General features: G+C 65.6%; 16 protein-coding genes and 1 pseudogene. 3 read left to right on the top strand and 14 right to left on the bottom strand.

The features are described from left to right. Positions 1-52: 52 nt before the first annotated feature. The 5 genes from HNS34_RS12465 to bhcA form a co-directional block, all read right to left on the bottom strand. The gene (locus HNS34_RS12465) at positions 53-1,465 is read right to left on the bottom strand and encodes an L-serine ammonia-lyase (protein WP_172320408.1); all 1,413 of its coding nucleotides are present in this window, start codon (positions 1,463-1,465) and stop codon (positions 53-55) included. A 108-nt stretch (positions 1,466-1,573) separates the two neighbouring features. Further along, on the bottom strand, positions 1,574-2,539 hold the full coding sequence (bhcD, locus tag HNS34_RS12460; RefSeq protein WP_172320407.1) for an iminosuccinate reductase BhcD: 966 nt from the start codon (positions 2,537-2,539) through the stop codon (positions 1,574-1,576). Positions 2,540-2,628: 89 nt separating this feature from the next. Next, positions 2,629-3,795 (bottom strand): 3-hydroxy-D-aspartate aldolase BhcC, encoded by a 1,167-nt coding sequence (gene bhcC, locus HNS34_RS12455; protein WP_172320406.1) that lies wholly within the window; start codon positions 3,793-3,795, stop codon positions 2,629-2,631. Between the two features lie 64 nt (positions 3,796-3,859). Further along, positions 3,860-4,813, bottom strand: coding sequence for a beta-hydroxyaspartate dehydratase BhcB (gene bhcB, locus HNS34_RS12450; protein WP_172320405.1), 954 nt, complete (start codon positions 4,811-4,813; stop codon positions 3,860-3,862). Positions 4,814-4,825: 12 nt separating this feature from the next. Beyond that, on the bottom strand, positions 4,826-6,016 hold the full coding sequence (gene bhcA, locus HNS34_RS12445) for an L-aspartate--glyoxylate aminotransferase BhcA (RefSeq protein ID WP_172320619.1): 1,191 nt from the start codon (positions 6,014-6,016) through the stop codon (positions 4,826-4,828). Positions 6,017-6,188: 172 nt separating this feature from the next. Here bhcA and HNS34_RS12440 point away from each other — a divergent pair, with 172 nt between their 5' ends. Further along, a complete protein-coding gene (locus HNS34_RS12440; protein WP_172320404.1) occupies positions 6,189-7,010 on the top strand; it encodes an IclR family transcriptional regulator in 822 nt (273 codons plus the stop codon). A gap of 106 nt (positions 7,011-7,116) precedes the next feature. After that, a complete protein-coding gene (locus HNS34_RS12435; RefSeq protein ID WP_172320403.1) occupies positions 7,117-7,770 on the top strand; it encodes a L,D-transpeptidase in 654 nt (217 codons plus the stop codon). 49 nt (positions 7,771-7,819) lie between these two features. Here the strand turns inward: HNS34_RS12435 and HNS34_RS12430 are convergent, their stop codons facing one another. From HNS34_RS12430 to tnpC, 9 genes and pseudogenes are all read right to left on the bottom strand, one after another. Beyond that, a complete protein-coding gene (locus tag HNS34_RS12430) occupies positions 7,820-9,115 on the bottom strand; it encodes a glycerate kinase type-2 family protein (protein ID WP_172320402.1) in 1,296 nt (431 codons plus the stop codon). 61 nt (positions 9,116-9,176) lie between these two features. After that, entirely contained in the window at positions 9,177-9,866 is a 690-nt protein-coding gene (locus tag HNS34_RS12425) for a D-lyxose/D-mannose family sugar isomerase (RefSeq protein ID WP_172320401.1), read from the bottom strand. Positions 9,867-9,890: 24 nt separating this feature from the next. Beyond that, entirely contained in the window at positions 9,891-10,940 is a 1,050-nt protein-coding gene (locus HNS34_RS12420) for an ABC transporter ATP-binding protein (protein ID WP_172320400.1), read from the bottom strand. Between the two features lie 3 nt (positions 10,941-10,943). Beyond that, on the bottom strand, positions 10,944-12,236 hold the full coding sequence (locus HNS34_RS12415) for an MGH1-like glycoside hydrolase domain-containing protein (protein WP_235952719.1): 1,293 nt from the start codon (positions 12,234-12,236) through the stop codon (positions 10,944-10,946). 5 nt (positions 12,237-12,241) lie between these two features. Further along, entirely contained in the window at positions 12,242-13,456 is a 1,215-nt protein-coding gene (locus HNS34_RS12410; RefSeq protein ID WP_172320398.1) for a carbohydrate ABC transporter permease, read from the bottom strand. Positions 13,457-13,553: 97 nt separating this feature from the next. Further along, positions 13,554-14,798: a sugar ABC transporter permease gene (locus HNS34_RS12405; RefSeq protein WP_172320397.1), complete on the bottom strand. Its 1,245-nt coding sequence runs from the start codon at positions 14,796-14,798 to the stop codon at positions 13,554-13,556. A 187-nt stretch (positions 14,799-14,985) separates the two neighbouring features. Beyond that, positions 14,986-16,332 carry an ABC transporter substrate-binding protein gene (locus HNS34_RS12400; protein WP_172320618.1) on the bottom strand — a complete coding sequence of 449 codons (1,347 nt, stop codon included), beginning with the start codon at positions 16,330-16,332 and terminating at the stop codon, positions 14,986-14,988. An 8-nt stretch (positions 16,333-16,340) separates the two neighbouring features. After that, the gene (locus tag HNS34_RS12395; RefSeq protein WP_328700523.1) at positions 16,341-17,453 is read right to left on the bottom strand and encodes a LacI family DNA-binding transcriptional regulator; all 1,113 of its coding nucleotides are present in this window, start codon (positions 17,451-17,453) and stop codon (positions 16,341-16,343) included. 166 nt (positions 17,454-17,619) lie between these two features. After that, positions 17,620-18,372: pseudogene (gene tnpC, locus HNS34_RS12390) on the bottom strand (IS66 family transposase); the annotation flags it as partial. A gap of 79 nt (positions 18,373-18,451) precedes the next feature. Here tnpC and HNS34_RS12385 point away from each other — a divergent pair. Further along, positions 18,452-18,658: transposase (locus HNS34_RS12385; RefSeq protein WP_172320395.1), on the top strand; the 207-nt coding region annotated here is incomplete at its 3' end.

Genomic DNA, 18,658 nt, shown 5'->3' with positions numbered 1-18,658 from the left:
TGCGCGCCCGGTCGACCGGGCGCATTTGCGGCCCGTCGATGGGCCGCACCCCTCAACAATTCGGCAGGTTGACCGCCAGCCCACCCCGGCTGGTTTCCTTGTAATTGTCGCTCATGTCCAGGCCGGTCTGGCGCATCGCCTCGACGCAATTGTCGAGCGGCATGAAATGGGTGCCGTCCCCGCGCAGCGCGAGCGACGCGGCGCTGACCGCCTTGATCGCGCCAAGCCCGTTGCGTTCGATACACGGCACCTGCACCAGCCCCGCCGCCGGGTCGCAGGTCATGCCGAGGTGATGTTCCAGCGCTATTTCGGCGGCGTTTTCCACCTGTTCATTGGTGCCGCCAAGTGCGGCGCAGAGCCCGGCCGCCGCCATCGCGCTGGCCGATCCGACCTCGCCCTGGCAGCCCACTTCAGCGCCAGAGATCGAGGCATTGTGCTTGATCAGCCCACCGATTGCCGCCGCCGTCATCAGAAAATTGCGCCGTCCCTCCTCGGTCGCGCCGATGCAGTGGTCGCGGTAGTAGCGCAGCACGGCAGGCACCACGCCCGCGGCCCCGTTGGTGGGCGAGGTCACGACCTTGCCGCCGGCCGCGTTCTCCTCGTTCACGGCCATGGCGTAGACGCTCATCCAGTCGTTGATCGTGTGCGGCTGCGCCTGGTTGGTCCCGCGTTCGTTCAGCAATTGCCGGTGGATCGCCTTGGCGCGGCGCTTGACTGACAACCCGCCGGGCAGAGTGCCCTCCATCCGCAAGCCTCGGTCGATGCAGTCATCCATCGTCTGCCAGATCGCATCCATCCGCGCCTTGATTTCAGCGCGCGGCGCGTTGGCCTCCTCATTGGCCCATTTCATCTGCGCGACACTCTTGCCCGAGGCGCGGCCCATGGCCAGCATCTCGTTCGCGGAGCCGAAGGGATAGGGATAGCCCTGCGCCTCCTTCTCGGCGTGAAATTCCTTCGGGCCGCCGTTCTTCTGCGCATCCAGCTCTGCCGCCGTCATCACGAAGCCGCCGCCGACGGAATAATAGGTCTCCTCCATGAACAGGCGTCCGGCGGCGTCGAAACCGCGCAGCACCATGCCATTGGCGTGACCGGGCAGGGGCGGGCCGTAATCGAAGATCAGATCGGCGGCGGGGTCGAATTTGAGGGGCGGCAGGCCGTCCGGGTGGATCACCTTGTCGCGGTGCAGGGCGGCCTCGGCCTGTTCCGCGCGGTCGGGGTCGATGGTGGCGGGCTCGAACCCGCAAAGCCCAAGCATCACCGCGCGGTCGGTGGCGTGGCCCTTGCCGGTGAAGGAGAGCGAGCCGTGCAGCGAACAGGTGACATGCGCCACCTCGCCCGCGCCGGGTTCACGCAGGCCGGTGCGCAGCGCGTCCAGAAAGGACGCCGCCGCCGTCATCGGCCCCATCGTGTGCGACGAGGACGGGCCGATGCCGATTTTGAAGATGTCGAAGATCGAAAGGAACATGGGCCTGCGCTTTCCCGGAGAGGTGTCAGCGCCGGGATAGCGGATTCGCGCGCGATCCGCTTGGGAAAACCGACAGGCCGGACTGCGGGACCGACCTGCCGGAGATGTTCAGAGATCGACCTCGATGGCGACGCCCTTCTCGATGGCCAGATCGACCAGCGCGGCGGAGACCGCGAGATCCTGAAGGCCGACGCCGGTGCCGTCGAATAGGGTGATCTCGTCGTCCGAGGACCGCCCCGGATGGGCGCCGTTGATCACCGCGCCGATCTGGGAAATGTCGCCCTCCTTGATCAGCCCCTTGGCAATCGCGTGCTGGCATTCGCCGATGGAGACGGATTGCGCCACCTCGTCGGTGAAGAGCGTCGCCTTGGCGACCAGCTCGGCGCTGGCCTCCTGCTTGCCCTTCGTATCGGTGCCCATGCAGGCGATATGCGTGCCGGGGCTGACGTGATTTTCCAACAGGATCGGATCGAAGCTGGAGGTGATCGAGATGATCACGTCGGCCTCCTGCAACCCCTCAAGCTCCACCGCCTCGAAAGGCAACCCCGCCTCGGACGCGACCTCCTCCAGGTTCGACAGCATCTCGGGGTGGTAGTTCCAGCCGATCACCTTTTCGAAACCGCGCTGCTCCAGCGCCGCGCGCAACTGGAACTTCGCCTGATGACCCGCGCCGACCATGCCCATGACCTTCGCGTCCTTGCGCGCCAGGTGGTTGATCGAGACCGAGGAGGCGGCGGCGGTGCGCAGCGCGGTCGAGAAATTGCCGCCGACCATGGCGCGGACCATGCCGGTATCGGGGTCGAACAGGAACACGGTGGACTGGTGGTTGATGACGCCGTGTTTCTCCAGGTTGCCCGGCCAGTAGCCGCCCGCCTTGAGGCCAAGCGTGCTGCCCACGCGGTCGAAACCGCCCTTGAAGCCGTAGAGCGCATCCTCATGGCCGATGGCCTCGCGCACCACGGGGAAGTTGTAGGCATCGCCCGAGGCCATGGCGGCGAAGACATCCGACACCGCCTTGTAGGAGGCTTCGCGCGTCAGCAGGGCGGGGATTTCACGTTCGGGAACGATGATCATGTCTGCAATCCTTCATGAAAAAGGGTGCGCGCGAGGCACGCACCCGATGTCGTGTGTGGCGCGCGCAATTTCCCGCGCGCCGCCAATGATCAATAGGCCTTGCCGCGTGCCGAGACGGGCCAGAGTGTTTCCACCTTGCCGTTCCGCACACCGACATACCAGTCATGGACATTGGCGGTGGGGTCGCAATGGCCGGGGATCAGCTTGAGCTTGTCATTGACCTTGAGCACGCCCTTGGAGTCAGCGACGACGCCGTGTTCATCCGAGCATTTGACGTATTCCACGTCGTCACGCCCGTAGATCACCGGCAGGCCGCTATCGACGGATTGCGCCTTGAGGCCCGCATCGACGATGGCCTTGTCGGCCTTCGCGTGGCTCATCACGCTGGTCAGGATGAAGAAGGCGTTTTCCCATTCGCCCGCGTCGATGCGGTTTCCATCGGCGTCCAGGATACGGCCGTAATCGGCATCCATGAAGGCGTAGGAGCCGCACTGAAGCTCGTTATAAACGCCCGAATTGCTCTCGAAATAGTAGGAGCCGGTGCCGCCGCCAGACACCAGGTCGGTCTCGATCCCTTCGGCTTTCAGCGCGTCCACCGCGTCTTTCACCTGCGCGATGGCGGCGTCCAGCTTGGCCTGGCGATCCTCGAAACTGTCCATGTGCTGCATCGCGCCCTGATAGGCCTGGATGCCGCGATAGGTCAGGTTCTCGGCGCCTTGCACGGCCTTGGCGATTTCCACGACTGCCTCGGTGGTGGTCACGCCACAACGGCCCGCGCCGCAGTCGATCTCGATAAAGACGCCGAGGTTGGTGCCGTGCTTGCCCGCCGCCTGCGACAGGTCGGAGACATTGGCCACGTCATCGACGCAGACGATGATCTCGCCGCCGCTGATCCTGGGCAATTGCGCCAGGCGGTCGATCTTGGCAGGGTCGCGGACCTGGTTGGAGACAAGGATTTCCTGGATGCCCGCGCGGGCGAAAACCTCGGCCTCGCTGACCTTCTGGCAGCAGACGCCGATGGCCCCGCCCAGGTCCATTTGCAGTTTCAGCACATCGACGGATTTGTGCATCTTGCCATGCGCGCGGTGACGCATGCCGTGTGCCTTGGCATAGTCGCCCATCTTCTTGATGTTCCGCTCCAGCGCGTCGAGGTCGAGGATCAGGGCAGGCGTCTGGATGTCGGCCTCATCCATGCCGATATGGGCAGGGATGTCGTAGCCGACTTCGAAATCGTCGAGGTTTGCTTGCTTGTTCATCTTGGTGCTCCTTTCAGGGGCGGCGGGGGGAGCCCGCCCTTCGCAAATTCTTGTCAGGCGGGGGTCAGCCCGCCATCCACGGCAGTTTGTCCAGATCCACATTGCCGCCGGTCAGGATCACGCCCACACGTTTGCCGGCAAAGGCATCCTTGTTCTTGAGGATGATCGCCAGCGGCACGGCGCTGCTGGCCTCGGCCACCACGCGGACATGTTTCCAGATCAGTTTCATGGCGTCGATGATCTCGGCATCCGAGGCGGTATAGATCTCGGTCACATGGTTTGACACGAAATGCCAGGTCAGATCCTTGAGCGGCACCAGCAGGCCGTCGGCCACCGTCTTGGGCGCGTCATCGGCGATGATATGCCCCGCCTTGAAGCTGCGATAGGCGTCGTCGGCCTGTTCGGGTTCCGCCGCGATGACCTGCGTTTCGGGGGCCAGCGTGGCAAGCGTCAGGCAGGTGCCCGAGATCATGCCGCCGCCGCCGATGGGGGCCACGACCATATCGAGGCCGCCGGTCTGTTCGACCAGTTCCCTGGCACATGTCCCCTGGCCCGCGATGACGCGCGGATCGTTATAGGGGTGGACGAAATCGCCCCCCGTTTCGGCCTGCACCTTGGCGAATGTCTCCTCTCGGCTGGTGGTCGAGGGCTCGCATTCGGTAATCTTGCCGCCGTAACGCGCGACGGTGTCCTTCTTGGCCTGCGGCGCGGTCTTCGGCATGACGACATTGCAGGGGATGCCCCGCTTCATCGCGGCATAGGACAGGCACGAGGCATGGTTGCCGCTGGAATGGGTCGCGACGCCCAGTTTGGCCTGCTCCTCATCCAGCCCGAACACCGCGTTCGAGGCGCCGCGAACCTTGAAGGCCCCCGGCTCCTGGAAGTTCTCGCATTTGAAGAACAGCTTGGCGCCGGTCAGCTGGTTCAGATAGTCGGACTCGCGCACCGGCGTCTGCCGGATATGCGGCTTGATGCGCTCATGCGCCTCCAGCATGTCCTCATAGGTGGGGATATACATCCAGGTAGATCCTTATGCTGCCGCTTTCAGGGTGTCGGCGCGGGTGGTGCGGAAATATTCCTGCGCCGCCGCGACGCCCGAGCCCAGGGCGATCGGATAGTCCAGATCGGCCATGGCCATTTCAATGGTGGCCAGGCCCGACAGGACCATGACATCGGTCAGGCTGCCAAGGTGGCCGATGCGGAACGCCTTGCCGTTCATCTCGCCCAGCCCGATGCCGAAGGACACACCATAGGCGTCGAAGGCGCGCGCGACCAGCTTGTTGCTGTCAAAACCTTCCGGAACATAGATGGCGCTGACGCTATCGGAATAGAGGTCCGGCGATTGCGCGACCAGCCTCAGGCCCCAGGCAGCGACGGCCTTGCGGACGCCCTCGGCCAGGCGGTGGTGGCGGGCATAAACGTTCTCCAGCCCTTCCTCCTCCAGCATCTTCAGCGCCTCGGCCATGCCATAGATCAGGTTCAGCGGCGGCGTGTAGGGGAAGCCGCCCGAGGCATTGGCCTTCATCATGTCGCGGAAGTCGAAGAAAGTGCGCGGCAGGGTCGCGGTCTCGATCGCGGCCAGCGCCTTGGGGCTGACGCAGAGGATCGCCATGCCGGTGGCCAGCATGAAGCCCTTCTGGCTGCCGGAAACAGCGATATCGACGCCCCAATTATCGAACTGGAACTCCATCGAGCCAAGCGACGAGACGCAATCGACGAAGAGCATCGCGGGGTGGCCGGCGGCATCCATCGCGCCGCGCACAGCGGCAATGTCGGATTTCACGCCGGTCGCGGTCTCGTTATGGGTGACGAGGACGGCCTTGATCTTGTGGTCCGTATCGGCCTTCAGCGCCTCTTCGAACTTGTCGGCGGGCGCGCCCGAGCCCCAGGGACATTCGATGATCTGCACGTCCAGCCCATGCCGCTGGCACATGTCGATCCAGCGGTGGCTGAACATCCCATAGCGCGCGACCAGCACGGTGTCGCCGGGCGACAGCGTGTTGGTGATGCAGGCCTCCCAGCCGCCGGTGCCCGAGGCGGGGAAGGTGATGATCTGGCCATCACGGGTGGCGAAGACGGTCTTGGTCTTCTCCAGCACCGGCGCGAAGGTCTTGACGAAATCCGGCGCGCGGTGGTCCTGGGTCTGCACGTTCATGGCGTGGCGCAGGCGATCGGGGATATTGGTCGGACCGGGAATGAAGAGCGGGTTCTGGTTGGGCATGGGGGTTTCCTCCTGATTGGGGCCAATATCGGCGATCCGGCGGGCCCGTGCAATTTTCTTGAAATGTTTTTTCATTTATGGCAGGAAAATAGCAAGACATTGGTTTTGAATATTTTTCCATTTCTCATTTTGTCAGGGAAAAACTACGAAGCCGGATCAGGAGGCCGCCACCATGCAGAATCAGCGCCGCCCGCGCGGGCGCCCCAAATCGCAGTTCAAGGAAAGCTCGGCGGGCACCATGCAGGCGCTTGACCGCGCCTTGAGCGTGCTGACGGCGGTGGCGGGCACCGACCGTTCGTCCCTGACCGACCTGGCGCAGGCGCTGGATATTCCCACCGCCACCACGCACCGCATCCTGACCACCTTGCAGAAACACGGCTACGTCGGGTTCGACGAGGAACGGCAGGAATGGATGATCGGCATCGGGGCCTATCGCGCCGGGGCGACCTACCTGAAACGCAACAGCGTGATCGAGGTCGGCCAGCCCGTGCTGCGCCGCCTGATGCGCGAGACCGGCGAGACCGCGAACCTGGCTGTGCCGGACGGCGCGCATGTGGTCTTTGTCGGCCAGGTCGAGACGGAAAACCCGATCCGCGCCTTCTTTCCGCCCGGTAGCCGCGCCAAGATGCACGCCTCGGGCACCGGCAAGGCGATCCTGGCGGCCTGGCCCGAGGATCGGCTGCAACGGTTCTTCCGCGATGAAGACCTGCCACGTCATACCGATCACACGCTGTCCGACCGCGCCGCGCTGGAAGCCGACCTTGGCCAGACCCGCGTGCGCGGCTGGTCCTATGATCACGCCGAACGCTATGACGGCATGTCCTGTATCGGGGCCGCGATCTACGACCAGTCCGGGCAGCCCTGCGCGGGCGTCTCGGTCTCGGGGCCCTCGGACCGCTTCACCGGCGACAGAACCGGCGCTATCGGCAAGGTGGTCAGGGCTGCGGCGGACGAAATCACGCGCGCCAGCGGCGGGCGACATCCTGCCGCATAGGCGGATTCACACGGCTTTGTGACCCAACCTTTCGGGCGGTCGTGCCGTTGCCCATGTATGTGCTATCCTGAACGCCGCCATTTCCGATGTGACTGGAGAATCACTAATGCTTAAGAGACGCCATTTCATCATGACCAGTGCCGCGATGTTTTCGGCACCCATCGCCATGCCCGCCTTTGCTCAGCCGTCCAATTGGGATGCCTGGGACGCACAGGTGACGCCCCTTGGCTATGACCCTGCGACGTCGAACCCCTGGGGCATTCACGAGCGGTTCCTGCCCCGGCTGGTCGAGGCCAATCCGGGTCTGACACCGGGCGATATTCATGTCGATGCAGTGGCGCGCTACCTCTACCATATCCGCGAGGGCGGCACCGCGATGCGCTATGGCGTCGCCATCGGGCGCGGTGACCTCTATGAGCCCGGCACCTACACCATCGCGCGCAAGGCGCGCTGGCCCTCCTGGACGCCGACCGCCAACATGATCCGCCGCAACCCGGAAGAGTATGAGCAATATGCCGATGGCGTTCCCGGTGGCCCGACCAACCCGTTGGGCTCGCGCGCGCTCTATCTCTATGTCGGCAACCGCGACACCTATCTGCGCATTCACGGCACGCCGCAGCCCTGGTCCATCGGCAGCCGCGCCAGTTCCGGCTGCGTGCGGATGGTGATGGCGCATATCATCGACCTCTATGAAGAGGTCGAGATCGGTTCAACCGCGTGGCTCTATCCTGCGTCGAACGGCGTCACTGCCGCCAGCTAGGGGCGACTTGAACGGGCGGGCGGGCCATCGCGCATGCGGCGTTCGCTGATCACCCGGCCCCTGTCGCCATTTCGGGCGGCAGGATCAGCACGGCGCGGAAATCGTTGACATTGGTCAGCGTCGGGCCGGTGACGATCTGACCGCCGGTCGCTGCAAAAAACGCGTGGGCATCGTTGGTATCGAGCGCAAGGCCCGGGTCGCATCCAACCGCAGCAGCGTGGGTGAGCGTCTCGGGGCCCGCATAGGCCCCCGCGACCTCGGCCGCGCCGTCAACGCCGTCGGTATCGCAAGCGATCAGGTGAATGCGCGGGTGGCCAGCCAGCGCGATAATGGCCGCCAGCGCGAACTCGGCATTGGGCCCGCCGACCCCGTCGCCGCGCCGCGTCACGGTGCATTCCCCCCCCGAGAGGAGCAGCACGGGCGCATCCCCGGGCGCCAGAGCGGCGGCGATGTCGATTGCCTCGGCGGCCTGTGCCGTGGCCAGATCGCGGGCTTCCCCCTCAAGCGCGTCGCCTAGCTGGCGCACTGTGACTCCGGCGGCGCGGGCCAGGCCCGCGGCCGCGTCCAGAGACTGGCGCGGGGCCGCGATCACCTGTGCATCGGCATGGGCAAGCCGGGGATCCGAGGCTTTGAGCGGTGCGGCACCCTCCAGCAGCGCGCGCCGCAGATGGGTCGGCACGTCGATGCGGTGACGGCCGAGTATCTCGGCCACACCCGGCCCGTCCGCATCCGGGTCGCCGACCGTGGGGCCGGACGCGATCTCGGAGGGCGCGTCGCCCGGAACGTCGGAAATGATGAGGCTCAGCACCCGCGCCGGGGCACAGGCCGCCGCGAGACGCCCGCCCTTGACGCGGGAGGCGGCCTTTCGCAGCCGGTTCATCGCCGAGATGGGCGCGCCCGAGGCCAGCAGCGCGGTGTTGAGATCCTGCTTGTCGGCCAGCGTCAGCCCCTCGACCGGCGCGCAGAGCAGCGATGAGCCGCCGCCGGAAATCAGCGCAATCACCAGGTCATCTGCCGTGAGCCCCCTCACCAGATCCAGCAGCCGCGCGGTCGCGGCCTCCCCCGCAGCGTCCGGCACCGGATGCGCGGCCTCGACGATCTCGATCCCCTCGCAGGGCCGCGCATAGCCGTAGCGCACCAGGACGAGGCCCTCGCAGGGTCCGTATTCAGCCTCGACCGCCTCGGCCATGCGCGCGCTGGCCTTGCCCGCCCCGATCACCAGAAGGCGACCCGACGGGCGCGGCGGCAACTGCGCGGCGACGACCTGCATCGGGTCTGCGGCATCCACGGCAGAGCGGAACAGCCCGGTCAGGAACGCGCGCGGGTCCAGGGCCGGGTCGGTCATCACGGCGTTCCCGTTCTGCGGGTTCCGGTTGCCGTCAGACCCACCGCCCCGGCGTCATTCATCATGCTGTCAGCCATGTCGCGTAATCGCTGACCAGCAGGTGGATGGGGGCCTCATCCTCCTCGATGGTGGAAAACCGGCCCACCGGATCGCGAAAGATATTGTCGGTCTCGTCGTCATTGACGGTCGAGACCTCTCCGATCAGCACGTCGCCGCCCTCGCCCCAGAAGGCGTGCCAGTCGCCCGGCATGAGGGTGACGCTTTCGCCCGGCGCGAAGGCAAGTCGTTCGCCGGGGGCGAAGTCATAGGCGATGCCGTCGCGCAGCACGGTGCCGCCGCGATCCTCGGCATAGTTTCCGTCATCGTCGGACCCGTAAAGCTCCACGATCAGGGTCGCGCCGCCGCGGTTGATGATGTCCTCGGCCTTGATCACATGCGTGTGCATCGGCGCGACCTGGTCCTGTTTCGAGATCAGCAGCTTTTCCGCGTAACACATGCCGCCGCCGCGTTGCAGGTCGGCCAGTCGGCCATTGCGCAGGGTGAAGAGGGCCAGGCCCAAAGCGTCGAAATCGCCGCCGCCGTAATCGGTCACGTCCCATCCGCAGCGCGCCTCGATCAGGGCGCGCGCGGCGGTCTTGTTGGCGATCATCTCCTCCGGCGTCCAGGCTGCGAAAGGCGGCAGGGCAAAGCCGTGGCTTCGGATCATCCCCTCCGCCTCGGTCAGGATACGGTTGACGTGCGAGCGTTTCATATCAATCCCCTGTTTGCACCGGGTTCAGGCCAGCGCCACCCCGTCAGTGTCGAAGAAATGCAGCTTGTCAGGCGCGAATTCCAGCCCCAATCGGTCGCCGACCCTGGCCTCGCTCTCGCCGCTGGCGCGCACGATCAGCGATCCCACCGCGCCGCAATCGACGATCAGGTAGGTATCCGCGCCCAGGTACTCGACCAGGTCGATACGCCCGTCAAGCTGCCCGTCGCCCGGTTCGACAATGCTGATCACCTCGGGCCGGATCCCCAGATGCACCGCGCCGTCCGCGCCCGGTGCCGCCCCGCCGCGCCCGCCCTGAAGGCTGAATTGGCCGTCCGACACGGTGCAGGGCAACACGTTCATCTTGGGGCTGCCGATAAATTGCGCCACGAAGAGGTTGGCGGGATGTTCGTAGAGCTGCCTTGGTGTGCCGACCTGCTCGATCCGGCCTGCGTTCAGCACCACGATGCGGTCGGCCAGCGTCATCGCCTCGACCTGGTCATGGGTGACATAGATCATCGTCGCGGTCAGTTGCTCGTGCAGCTTGGCGATCTCGTGGCGCATCTCGACGCGCAGGGCGGCATCGAGGTTCGACAGCGGCTCGTCGAACAGGAACGCGGTGGGGTCGCGCACGATCGACCGCCCGATCGCGACCCGCTGGCGTTGCCCGCCGGACAGGTCCTTGGGGCGACGATCCAGATACTCCTCTAGCCGCAGCGCCTGCGCCGCCGCATCGACCTTTTCCCTGATCTCGGGTTTGGGTGCGCCCGCCGTCAGCAGCGAAAAGCCCATATTGTCCCGCACTGACATATGCGGGTAGAGCGCGTAGGACTGGAACACCATCGCCAGGCCGCGCTTGGCGGGCGGTTCGGCGGTGACCTCGCGGGTGTCGATGACCAGGCTGCCGCGGCTGATTTCCTCCAGCCCCGCGATCATCCGCAAAAGGGTGGACTTGCCACAGCCCGACGGGCCGACGAAGATGATGAACTCCCCCTTCTCGATCTCAAGGTCGACGCCCTTGATGACCTGCACGTCGCCAAACCATTTCTCGATTGCGTTCAGTGTGATCGCGCCCATGTCTCAACGCTCCTGTGCCGTGGGGGAGGCCCATCCAAGCCAGATGGCGGCCGTCCAGGTGAAGGTTCCGCCACCGGCGGGTGTGCCGTCCTGCGGGTCGAAATATTCGGCAAAGCCGTTCTGGTCGATCAATGCCACGGTGTCGCGCCGGATGCGCTCGGCCTCGTCGGTCAGTCCGGCCTCGTGCAGGCCCGTCGAGACCATCATGTTCATCACCCCCCAGACCGGGCCACGCCAGTAGCGCAGGCTGTCGAACCTGGGGTCCGCCGGGTCGAAACTGGGCACCGCGTAGCGGGCATCGGCCAGCACCCGGTGCAGCGTCTCGGTAGGTTGGCCCTGCCGCAGGCCGCCCCACCAGCCCAGAAAGGACGCGTTCGAGACGCAGCCGCTCAGCTCTCCGGTGCGCAGGTTGCGGCTGTCGTAACAGCCGGTCTTCTCGTTCCACAGCGTCTCGGCCCCGGCCTCCAGCCGGGTGATCCAGCCCTCGATCTCCTCCGTGGGTTCGTCCAGGATGCGGGCGATCCCGACCAGGTCGCGGCTGGCCCGCATCAGGGTAAAGGTCATGGTCGGGTCTGCCACGCGGAAGGGGCTGCGTTCGGCAAAGGCGGCGTCGTCCCAATCGGTGTCGCGGCCGAACTGGACCAGCCAGATATAGCGGTCGTAATCGGCCTTGGTCGGGCGCATCCTGGGATCGACATGACCGGTATCGCGCCGCGTGTAGGGCTCGACCCCCTCGGGCTCGAAGGCGGCCATGGCGCTGTCCCAGTCGGGGGCATTATCGCGCCCCGATTCCCAGGGGTGGACGATGGCGATGGCCCCGCTTTCGGCGCGGCTCTCCATGAACCAGCGGTGCAGCTTCATCAGCCTCGGGAACAGCGCCCGCAACCGGTCCTGCCCCGTCGCGCCGTCCTTGGCGTAGGTGCGCAGCGCAAAGCTCGCGGCCACCGGCGGTTGCGTGATCCCCGACGAGGCGACCCGCCCCGCCCCCTTGCCCGGCGCGCCCTCGGTGCCCCAGACCCCGGGGCCGGGGAAATAGCCCGCATCCTCCTGGTGGAACTGGATATGCGGCAGCATGCCGTTCTGCCACTGGCCCGCCATCAGCGTCTCCAGCTCGGTCCAGGCCCGATCGACATCGAACGCGGCAAAGCCGAGCGCGGCAAAGGCGCTGTCCCAGTTCCACTGGTAGGGGTAAAGCCCGTCGGTCGGCACGGTATAGCCGCCCCGGTCGTTCAGGCGAAGAATGCGGCGGGCCTCGGAATCGAGGGCGTCGACGCGGGTATCCGTCAGGGTCTGCATTTGCGTCATCCTTTGACCGACCCGGCGGTCAGGCCGCGGGTCATGAATTTTTCGAGTCCGAGGAACAGCGCCATCACCGGCACCGTGGCGATGACGGCGCCCGCCATCAGGTGCTGGCGCGGCACTTCCGATGAGTTCAGCATCGCGACCCCCCGCGTCAGCGTGAAACGCGACGGATCGTCGAGCAGCATGAAGGCCAGCAGGAACTCGTTCCAGGCGATCATGAAGACATAGAGGCTGACCGAGGCCAGCGCCGGCAGGCTCAGCGGCAGGGTGATCTTCCAGATCACCTTCAGCCGGCTCAGCCCGTCCATCAGCCCCGCCTCCTCGATCTCGGCGGGCAGGCCCCGGAAATAGCCCTGCAACATGTAGAGCGAGACCGGAATGGTGGTGACCGGGTAGATCATCACGATGCCCAGGATCGAGTTCCGCAGCCCCAGCATGGAGAAGGCGATATAGATCGGCAGCGCCAGAACGATCATCGGCACCATGTAGATCAGCAGGATCGACCGGCTCATCGGCTTCTGGCCGCGAAACTTGAGCCGCGCGATGGCGTAGGCGCCGGGGATCGAAAAGGCCAGCGTGATCAGCACGGTCAGGACCGAGACATAGAAGCTGGTCCATAGGTAGCTGCCGAAGTTGAAGTCGCGGAACAGCTCCACATAGGAGCGGAAGAGGCCCCAGCCCTGGCTCAGGTCGATGGTGAAATCCAGCGGGTTGGCGATCAGCTCGCCCTGGCTTTTCAGGCTGGTCATCACCATCACGTAGAACGGGATCGCGACGATGGCGGTGAAGAAGATATAGCCGAACCCGGTGAGGAACCGGATCTCGGCCTCCTCGAATTCGTGCCGGGTCAGCGCCCCCGCCGGACAGCCCGCCATCATCCATGACAGCGGCAGCCCCAGGGAGAGGCCAAAGAGCCCCCCCGCCAGCAGTTTCAGCCCCGCGCCGGTCCCGTCGCCGAAGCGGATCACGCCGACAGGCGTGAAGCCAAGCGCGATGGCCAGCGCCACCGCCAGCCCCGCCAGGGCCCATCCGCGCAGCCCCTGCACCGCGGCCAGCCCCACCGCAACGCCGATCAGAAGCGCGCCGATCACGCCGGGCCGGAACGCGGCCCCGGTGGTGAACGACAGCAGCACCGACACGCTGAGCGCGATCACATAGGCCCAGAGAACCGCGATCTGCGGGCCGATCACCCGTCCCTGACGCAAGCCAGCCATCACCGATCCTCCTTCATTTTGCTGAAAATACCTCGGGGAGCGCGAGGGGCTGGCCCCTCGCACGGGTCGGCGCCGAAGGCGACGAAACATGGGATCCTCATAGCCCCTCCTCCTGTGACATGAAGCGGAAGAACAGCCAGGAGAAACACAGAAGCGCCAGCATGATGACCACGGCCACCGCCGCGCCCGCGCCGATATTGGACAGCGCGAAAGCCTGCTCGTAGACATTGACCGTCAACGTCCGCGTCCCCGCATTGCCGCCGGTCAGCAGGAAGATGTCGTCGAACTTGTTGAAGGTCCAGATGAAGCGCAGCAGGAACAGGACCGACAGGATCCCCATCAGCTGCGGCAGGCTGAGATAGCGGAACTTCTGGAACGGCGAGGCCCCATCCATGTCGGCGGCCTCGTACATGTCGGTGTCGATCGACTGCATCCGCGCCAGGATGAACAGGAAGCTCAGCGGGAAATAGCGCCAGATCTCGAACACCGTCACCATGATCAGCGCCAGGGGCCGCTCGCCGAAGAAATTGATCGCGCTGTCGCTGACGCCCATCTGGACCAGGAGCGCATTGACAGAGCCCGAGAACGGGTCGAACAGGATCACCCAGGAAAACGCCACCGCGATCACCGGAGCGACATAGGGAAAGAGGTAGAAGCCGCGCATCAGGCCCTGGCCGCGAAACTCGCGGTTCAAGAGCAGCGCCGCGAACAGGCCCACCACCAGCGCGCCGATGGTGCCGAAAACGGTGTAGAACAGGGTCGCGCCGATCACGGTCCAGAAATCGCGGCTGTCGAACAGCAGGGCGAAGTTTTCCCAGGTGAACTCGAAATTGGTCAGCACGAAGTCGGCGTCGCCAGTCAGGGCGGGCTCGGTCGCGTCCACATCGACATCGTTGTCGAAATAGGCCTGGGTCACGATGCCGGGGATCTCGATGGTCTCGCGCGCGCCGCCCTCGAAATCGCCAAGGTCACAGGCGAGGATTTCGCCCTCGATGGTGCAGCGCGGGTCCAGCTCGGCGATCTCGAAGCCGTCGGGCACCACATCGCGCAGCGTCACGCCGGTGATCAGCGCCTCGGGCGAGGAATTGCGCAGCCGGAAGCGCCAGCTTGCCTCGTCGCCCGCCTCTGCGGGACGGCCGCGCATCTGTTCGTTGGCGACCGGGGCGGGCGCGCGCAGGTCGGACAGTTCGACTGGCTTGACGCTGATCCAGAAGATCGCCAGCAGCGGCAGGATCACGACCAGCATCACGGCGGTCAGTGTCGGCAGCAGCAGGCCCCAGGCCAGTCGCGCCTCGCGGCGCGCAAGCGGGCCCCTGCCCTTGGGAGGGGTGGCAGCAGTCATCGGCGAAGTCTCCTACGAAAGAGGATGGCGGGGTGCGGTCCCGGCCCGCAACAAGGGGCCGGGACCGCGAGATCATGGCCTGGATCGTTTCAGGTTCGGGCTGAATCGGTTTTCTCTGCCTCGCCCCTTTCAGGGCCGAACGCGAAAACCGATCCGCAGTTTTCGTCAGAACCTGAAACGCCTTGGCCTACTCGATGCTGGCCAGTTCCTCGTTCATCAGCGCGACCGTGGCCTCGGCGTCGCGGACGCCGTCCATGTATTCGCGCACCAGACGGTTGATGATCTGGCTGTTGATGATGCGGCTGGCCAGCGCCAGCTGCCCGTCCTCGACGCCCCAACGCTGTGCCACGTCCAGGCCGCCGACGATCTCGTCGATCATCTCCTGGGCATAGAGGTCGCTCAGGGGCGCGCGGCGGTCGACACCGACATCGAGGCCCGCCCAGGCTTCGGTGAACATGTCGGGATCCTCGGCGGTGCCGCGACGGACCGGGAACTTGCCCTCGGGCGCGATCGACAGCGTCGCGGTGTAGCCCTCGTTCATCGAGTATTCGACGAACTGCATGGCGGCATCGGTATCGGCATCCGCCGTGATCCCGAAATAGCGCATGTCGCCCCAGGCCGCCCCGTCCGGGTTCGACGGGCCCGAGAAAGTGGTCACGATACCGGTGGCCGCGGCCAGGTCGCGGGTGGTGGGATCATCGTTGATGGTGGGCGGGGCGCTGTCGCGAAGGCCGGCCAGCTCGTCCAGGATGAAGGGCGACCAGATGATCATCGCGGCACGTCCGGCAAAGTAGAGCTCGCGGCTCTGCTGCCAGTAGAGCTCACCCTCGGGGCTGGCCTCGGTGATGGCGCGGTAAAACTCCAGCACCTCGGTGGTGGCCTCGACATCCAGCTCTTGCAGGCCGTCCGGACCGACGGGGCTGACGCCATTGGCCAGGAAGACATGCTCCAGCACCTGGCTCATGAAGTTCTCATCGACCTTGGTGGCGGCGACGAAGCCGTACATCTCGGGCGGGTTGTGCAGCGCTTCGATCGCGGCCAGCACGTTCTCGTAGCTGTTCGGCGGCTCCAGCCCGGCCTCGGCGAAGAGGTCGGCGCGATAGACGAGCATCTGGGTCCAGCCATCGACCGGAACCGAGGCATAGCCACCCGCAAAGCTCGCCATTTCCAGCGCGCCCGAGGCGAAGGTTTCCGCGCCCAGGTTCTCGATCACGTCGGTCGCGGCATCGGTGTCCAGGATACCGGCCTCGGCCCAGGGCAGCGCGTATTGCAGCGTGTGATAGATCACGTCCGGCAGGTCGCCCGCGGCAAAGGCTGCGGTAGCGCGGGTGCCCAGATCGCTTTCGGTGACCGGGATCACCTCGACCTCGATACCGGTCTCCTCGGTGAAATCGGCGGCCATCGCCTCCTGCACCGCCAGCCGCTCGGGCTGTTCCTCGGTGGTCCAGAAGCGGATCGTTTCGGCCCCCGCCCCGGCGCTCAGCGCCAGCGTCGATGCCGCTGCCAGCAGCAGCGCCCGTGTGCCTGTGGTCATCATTGTCATCAAGTCTCTCCCTTTTGTGTTGGTGGTGTGGGGCCGGTGTTTCTTGCCGGTCCCGGTTCGGTATTGGGTGGCGGCCCGTCCGAGCCGCGCGCGATCAGATGCGCGGGAACGACCTCGCGCAGATGGTTCAGGTCGGCGCCGCGAATGCGCGCGAAAAGCAGCTTGGCCAGGCGGGCCCCGGCGGCGCGGGTATCAACGGCAAAGGTGGTCAGTGGCGGGGTCGCGGTCGCGGCCTCGGGAATGCCGTCATAGGCGATGACCGACAGGTCGCGGCCGATCCGCAGCCCGCGCGCCTCGGCCGCGCGATAGACGCCAAGCGCCGCCCGGTCCAGGGCGCAGACGATGGCCGTCGGCGGGTTGGGCAGGTCCAGCAGTTCGGCCCCCCGCGCCATGCCCTGTTGCGGCGTGATCGCGCCCGAGCGCACCAGGTCGGGGTCATGCGGCAACCCGGCCTCGGCAAGCCCGGCCAGGTATCCGTCGCGGCGCAGCGGCGCGTAGTTGAAGCCGCTATCCCCGTTGACGAACCCGATCCGGACATGGCCCAACCCGTGCAGGCGCAGGACCGCGTCGCGCATCGCATCCTCGCCGCTGATGTCATGCCAGGCACAGCCCTCGGTGTCGCCGGTCCGCCCGTAGAGCACGAAGGGAACCTCCAGGTCGCGCAACAGGTCGATGCGCGGGTCCGAGACGCGCGTGCGCGGCAGGATGAAACCATCGACCTTATGCTCGGCCACCAGCCGCGCGATGGTGGCGACCTCGTCCTGCTCATCCAAAGCGGTGGCGATGCTGAGCGACCAGCCTTCTTCCGACGCGGCCCGCGAGATGCCGTCGAGGAAATCGGTCAGGAAGGGTTTGTGGGTGTTGTCCGGCCCTGCGTTCAGCACCAGTCCCAATGCCCGGGCCATGCCGGTCCGGATCGCCTGCGCCTGTGCCAACGGACGGTATCCCATCCGTTCGGCGGCGCGCGCCACCCGCGTGCGCGTCGACTCGGAGATGTCGTCATAGCCGTTCAGCGCCCGACTGACGGTGCCCTTGGTCAGGCCCAGTTCCCGCGACAGATCGTTGATCGTCACGCGATACCGCCCTTTCGACTGGCCCTTCGATAATGCCACGATTTTCCTCCTCCGAATCATACATTCGGCTCCGAAACCGGTTTCGGCAACAGGATATGTCTCTCACCAGTATCGCGGGCCGCGAATCGGGGACGTTGACGTGCTCCCGCTTGATCCGGGCATGGGACAGCTTGATCGTAAGCGGCGGCTGAATGGCACCGGGATTTCAGCTTGATGGCTGAAGGTTCCAAGGAAGCAACTCGTCGATGCGATGTCGCGGATGGCCCGCAGCGATAGCTTCGAGCGTGGATTTCAGATAGGCGAAGGGTTCGACGCCGTTGATCTTTGCGGTCTCGATCAGCGATGCGATGCGGCCCCATGCCTTGCCGCCCTCGTCATGGCCCGCGAACAACGCGTTTTTTCTGTTCAGAGCGATCGGCCTGACCCAATTCTCGACCTTGTTGGAGTCGATCTCGACGCGGCCGTCAGTCAGGAAGGTCTGCAATCCGTCCCAGTGACGGTGGATGTAGGCGAGCTTTTCGCCGAGGCGCGATTTGGCCGAGATGCGCAGGCGCTGTGCTTGCAGCCAGGTGCCGAAGGCTGCGACCAGAAGGGCGGATCGTGCCCGACGGGCCGACAGGCGCTGTCCGGGGGAAGTGCCGCGAATGTCCTTTTCGATGGCGTAGATTTCGGCGATCCGGCGCAGGCCCTCGGCGGCGATCTCGGAACCGTCGCGATCGAAGATTTCCTTGAGCTTGCGGCGCGCATGCGCCCAGCAATGCGCGACAACGATCGGCTCGCCACCCTTGCGGGACGGTTTGGTCAGCCGGTTGTAGCCCGTATATCCGTCGAGTTGCAGTGTCCCGTCGAACCCGGTCAGGAACGTCTCGGCGTTTTCACCGTGGCGCCCGGGGGCGTAGAAGTATACCACCCCCGGCGGATCATCGCCGCCCCAACTCCGGTCATCGCGTGCCAGGGCCTAGAGGTATCCGGAGTGGACCTGTCACGGTTTGATGCCGCTCCTTTGATAGCATTTACTGCAACAAAGGAGACTGACTATGGGACTGAAACGGACGGACGAATTCCGGCAAGATGCGGTGCGGATTGCCCTGACCAGTGGACTGACGCGCAAGCAGGTGGCTGATGATCTCGGTGTCGGCATGTCGACACTTAACAAGTGGATCACGGCGCATCGAGACACTGATGTCGTGTCGAAAGAAGATTTGAGCCTCGCCAAAGAGAATGATCGGCTTCGGCGCGAGATC

This window comes from Alterinioella nitratireducens, assembly GCF_013155465.1.
GTDB lineage: Bacteria > Pseudomonadota > Alphaproteobacteria > Rhodobacterales > Rhodobacteraceae > Alterinioella > Alterinioella nitratireducens.
Note: the sequence above shows the minus strand (reverse complement) of the source record. Positions and strands in the feature narration are given on the sequence as shown.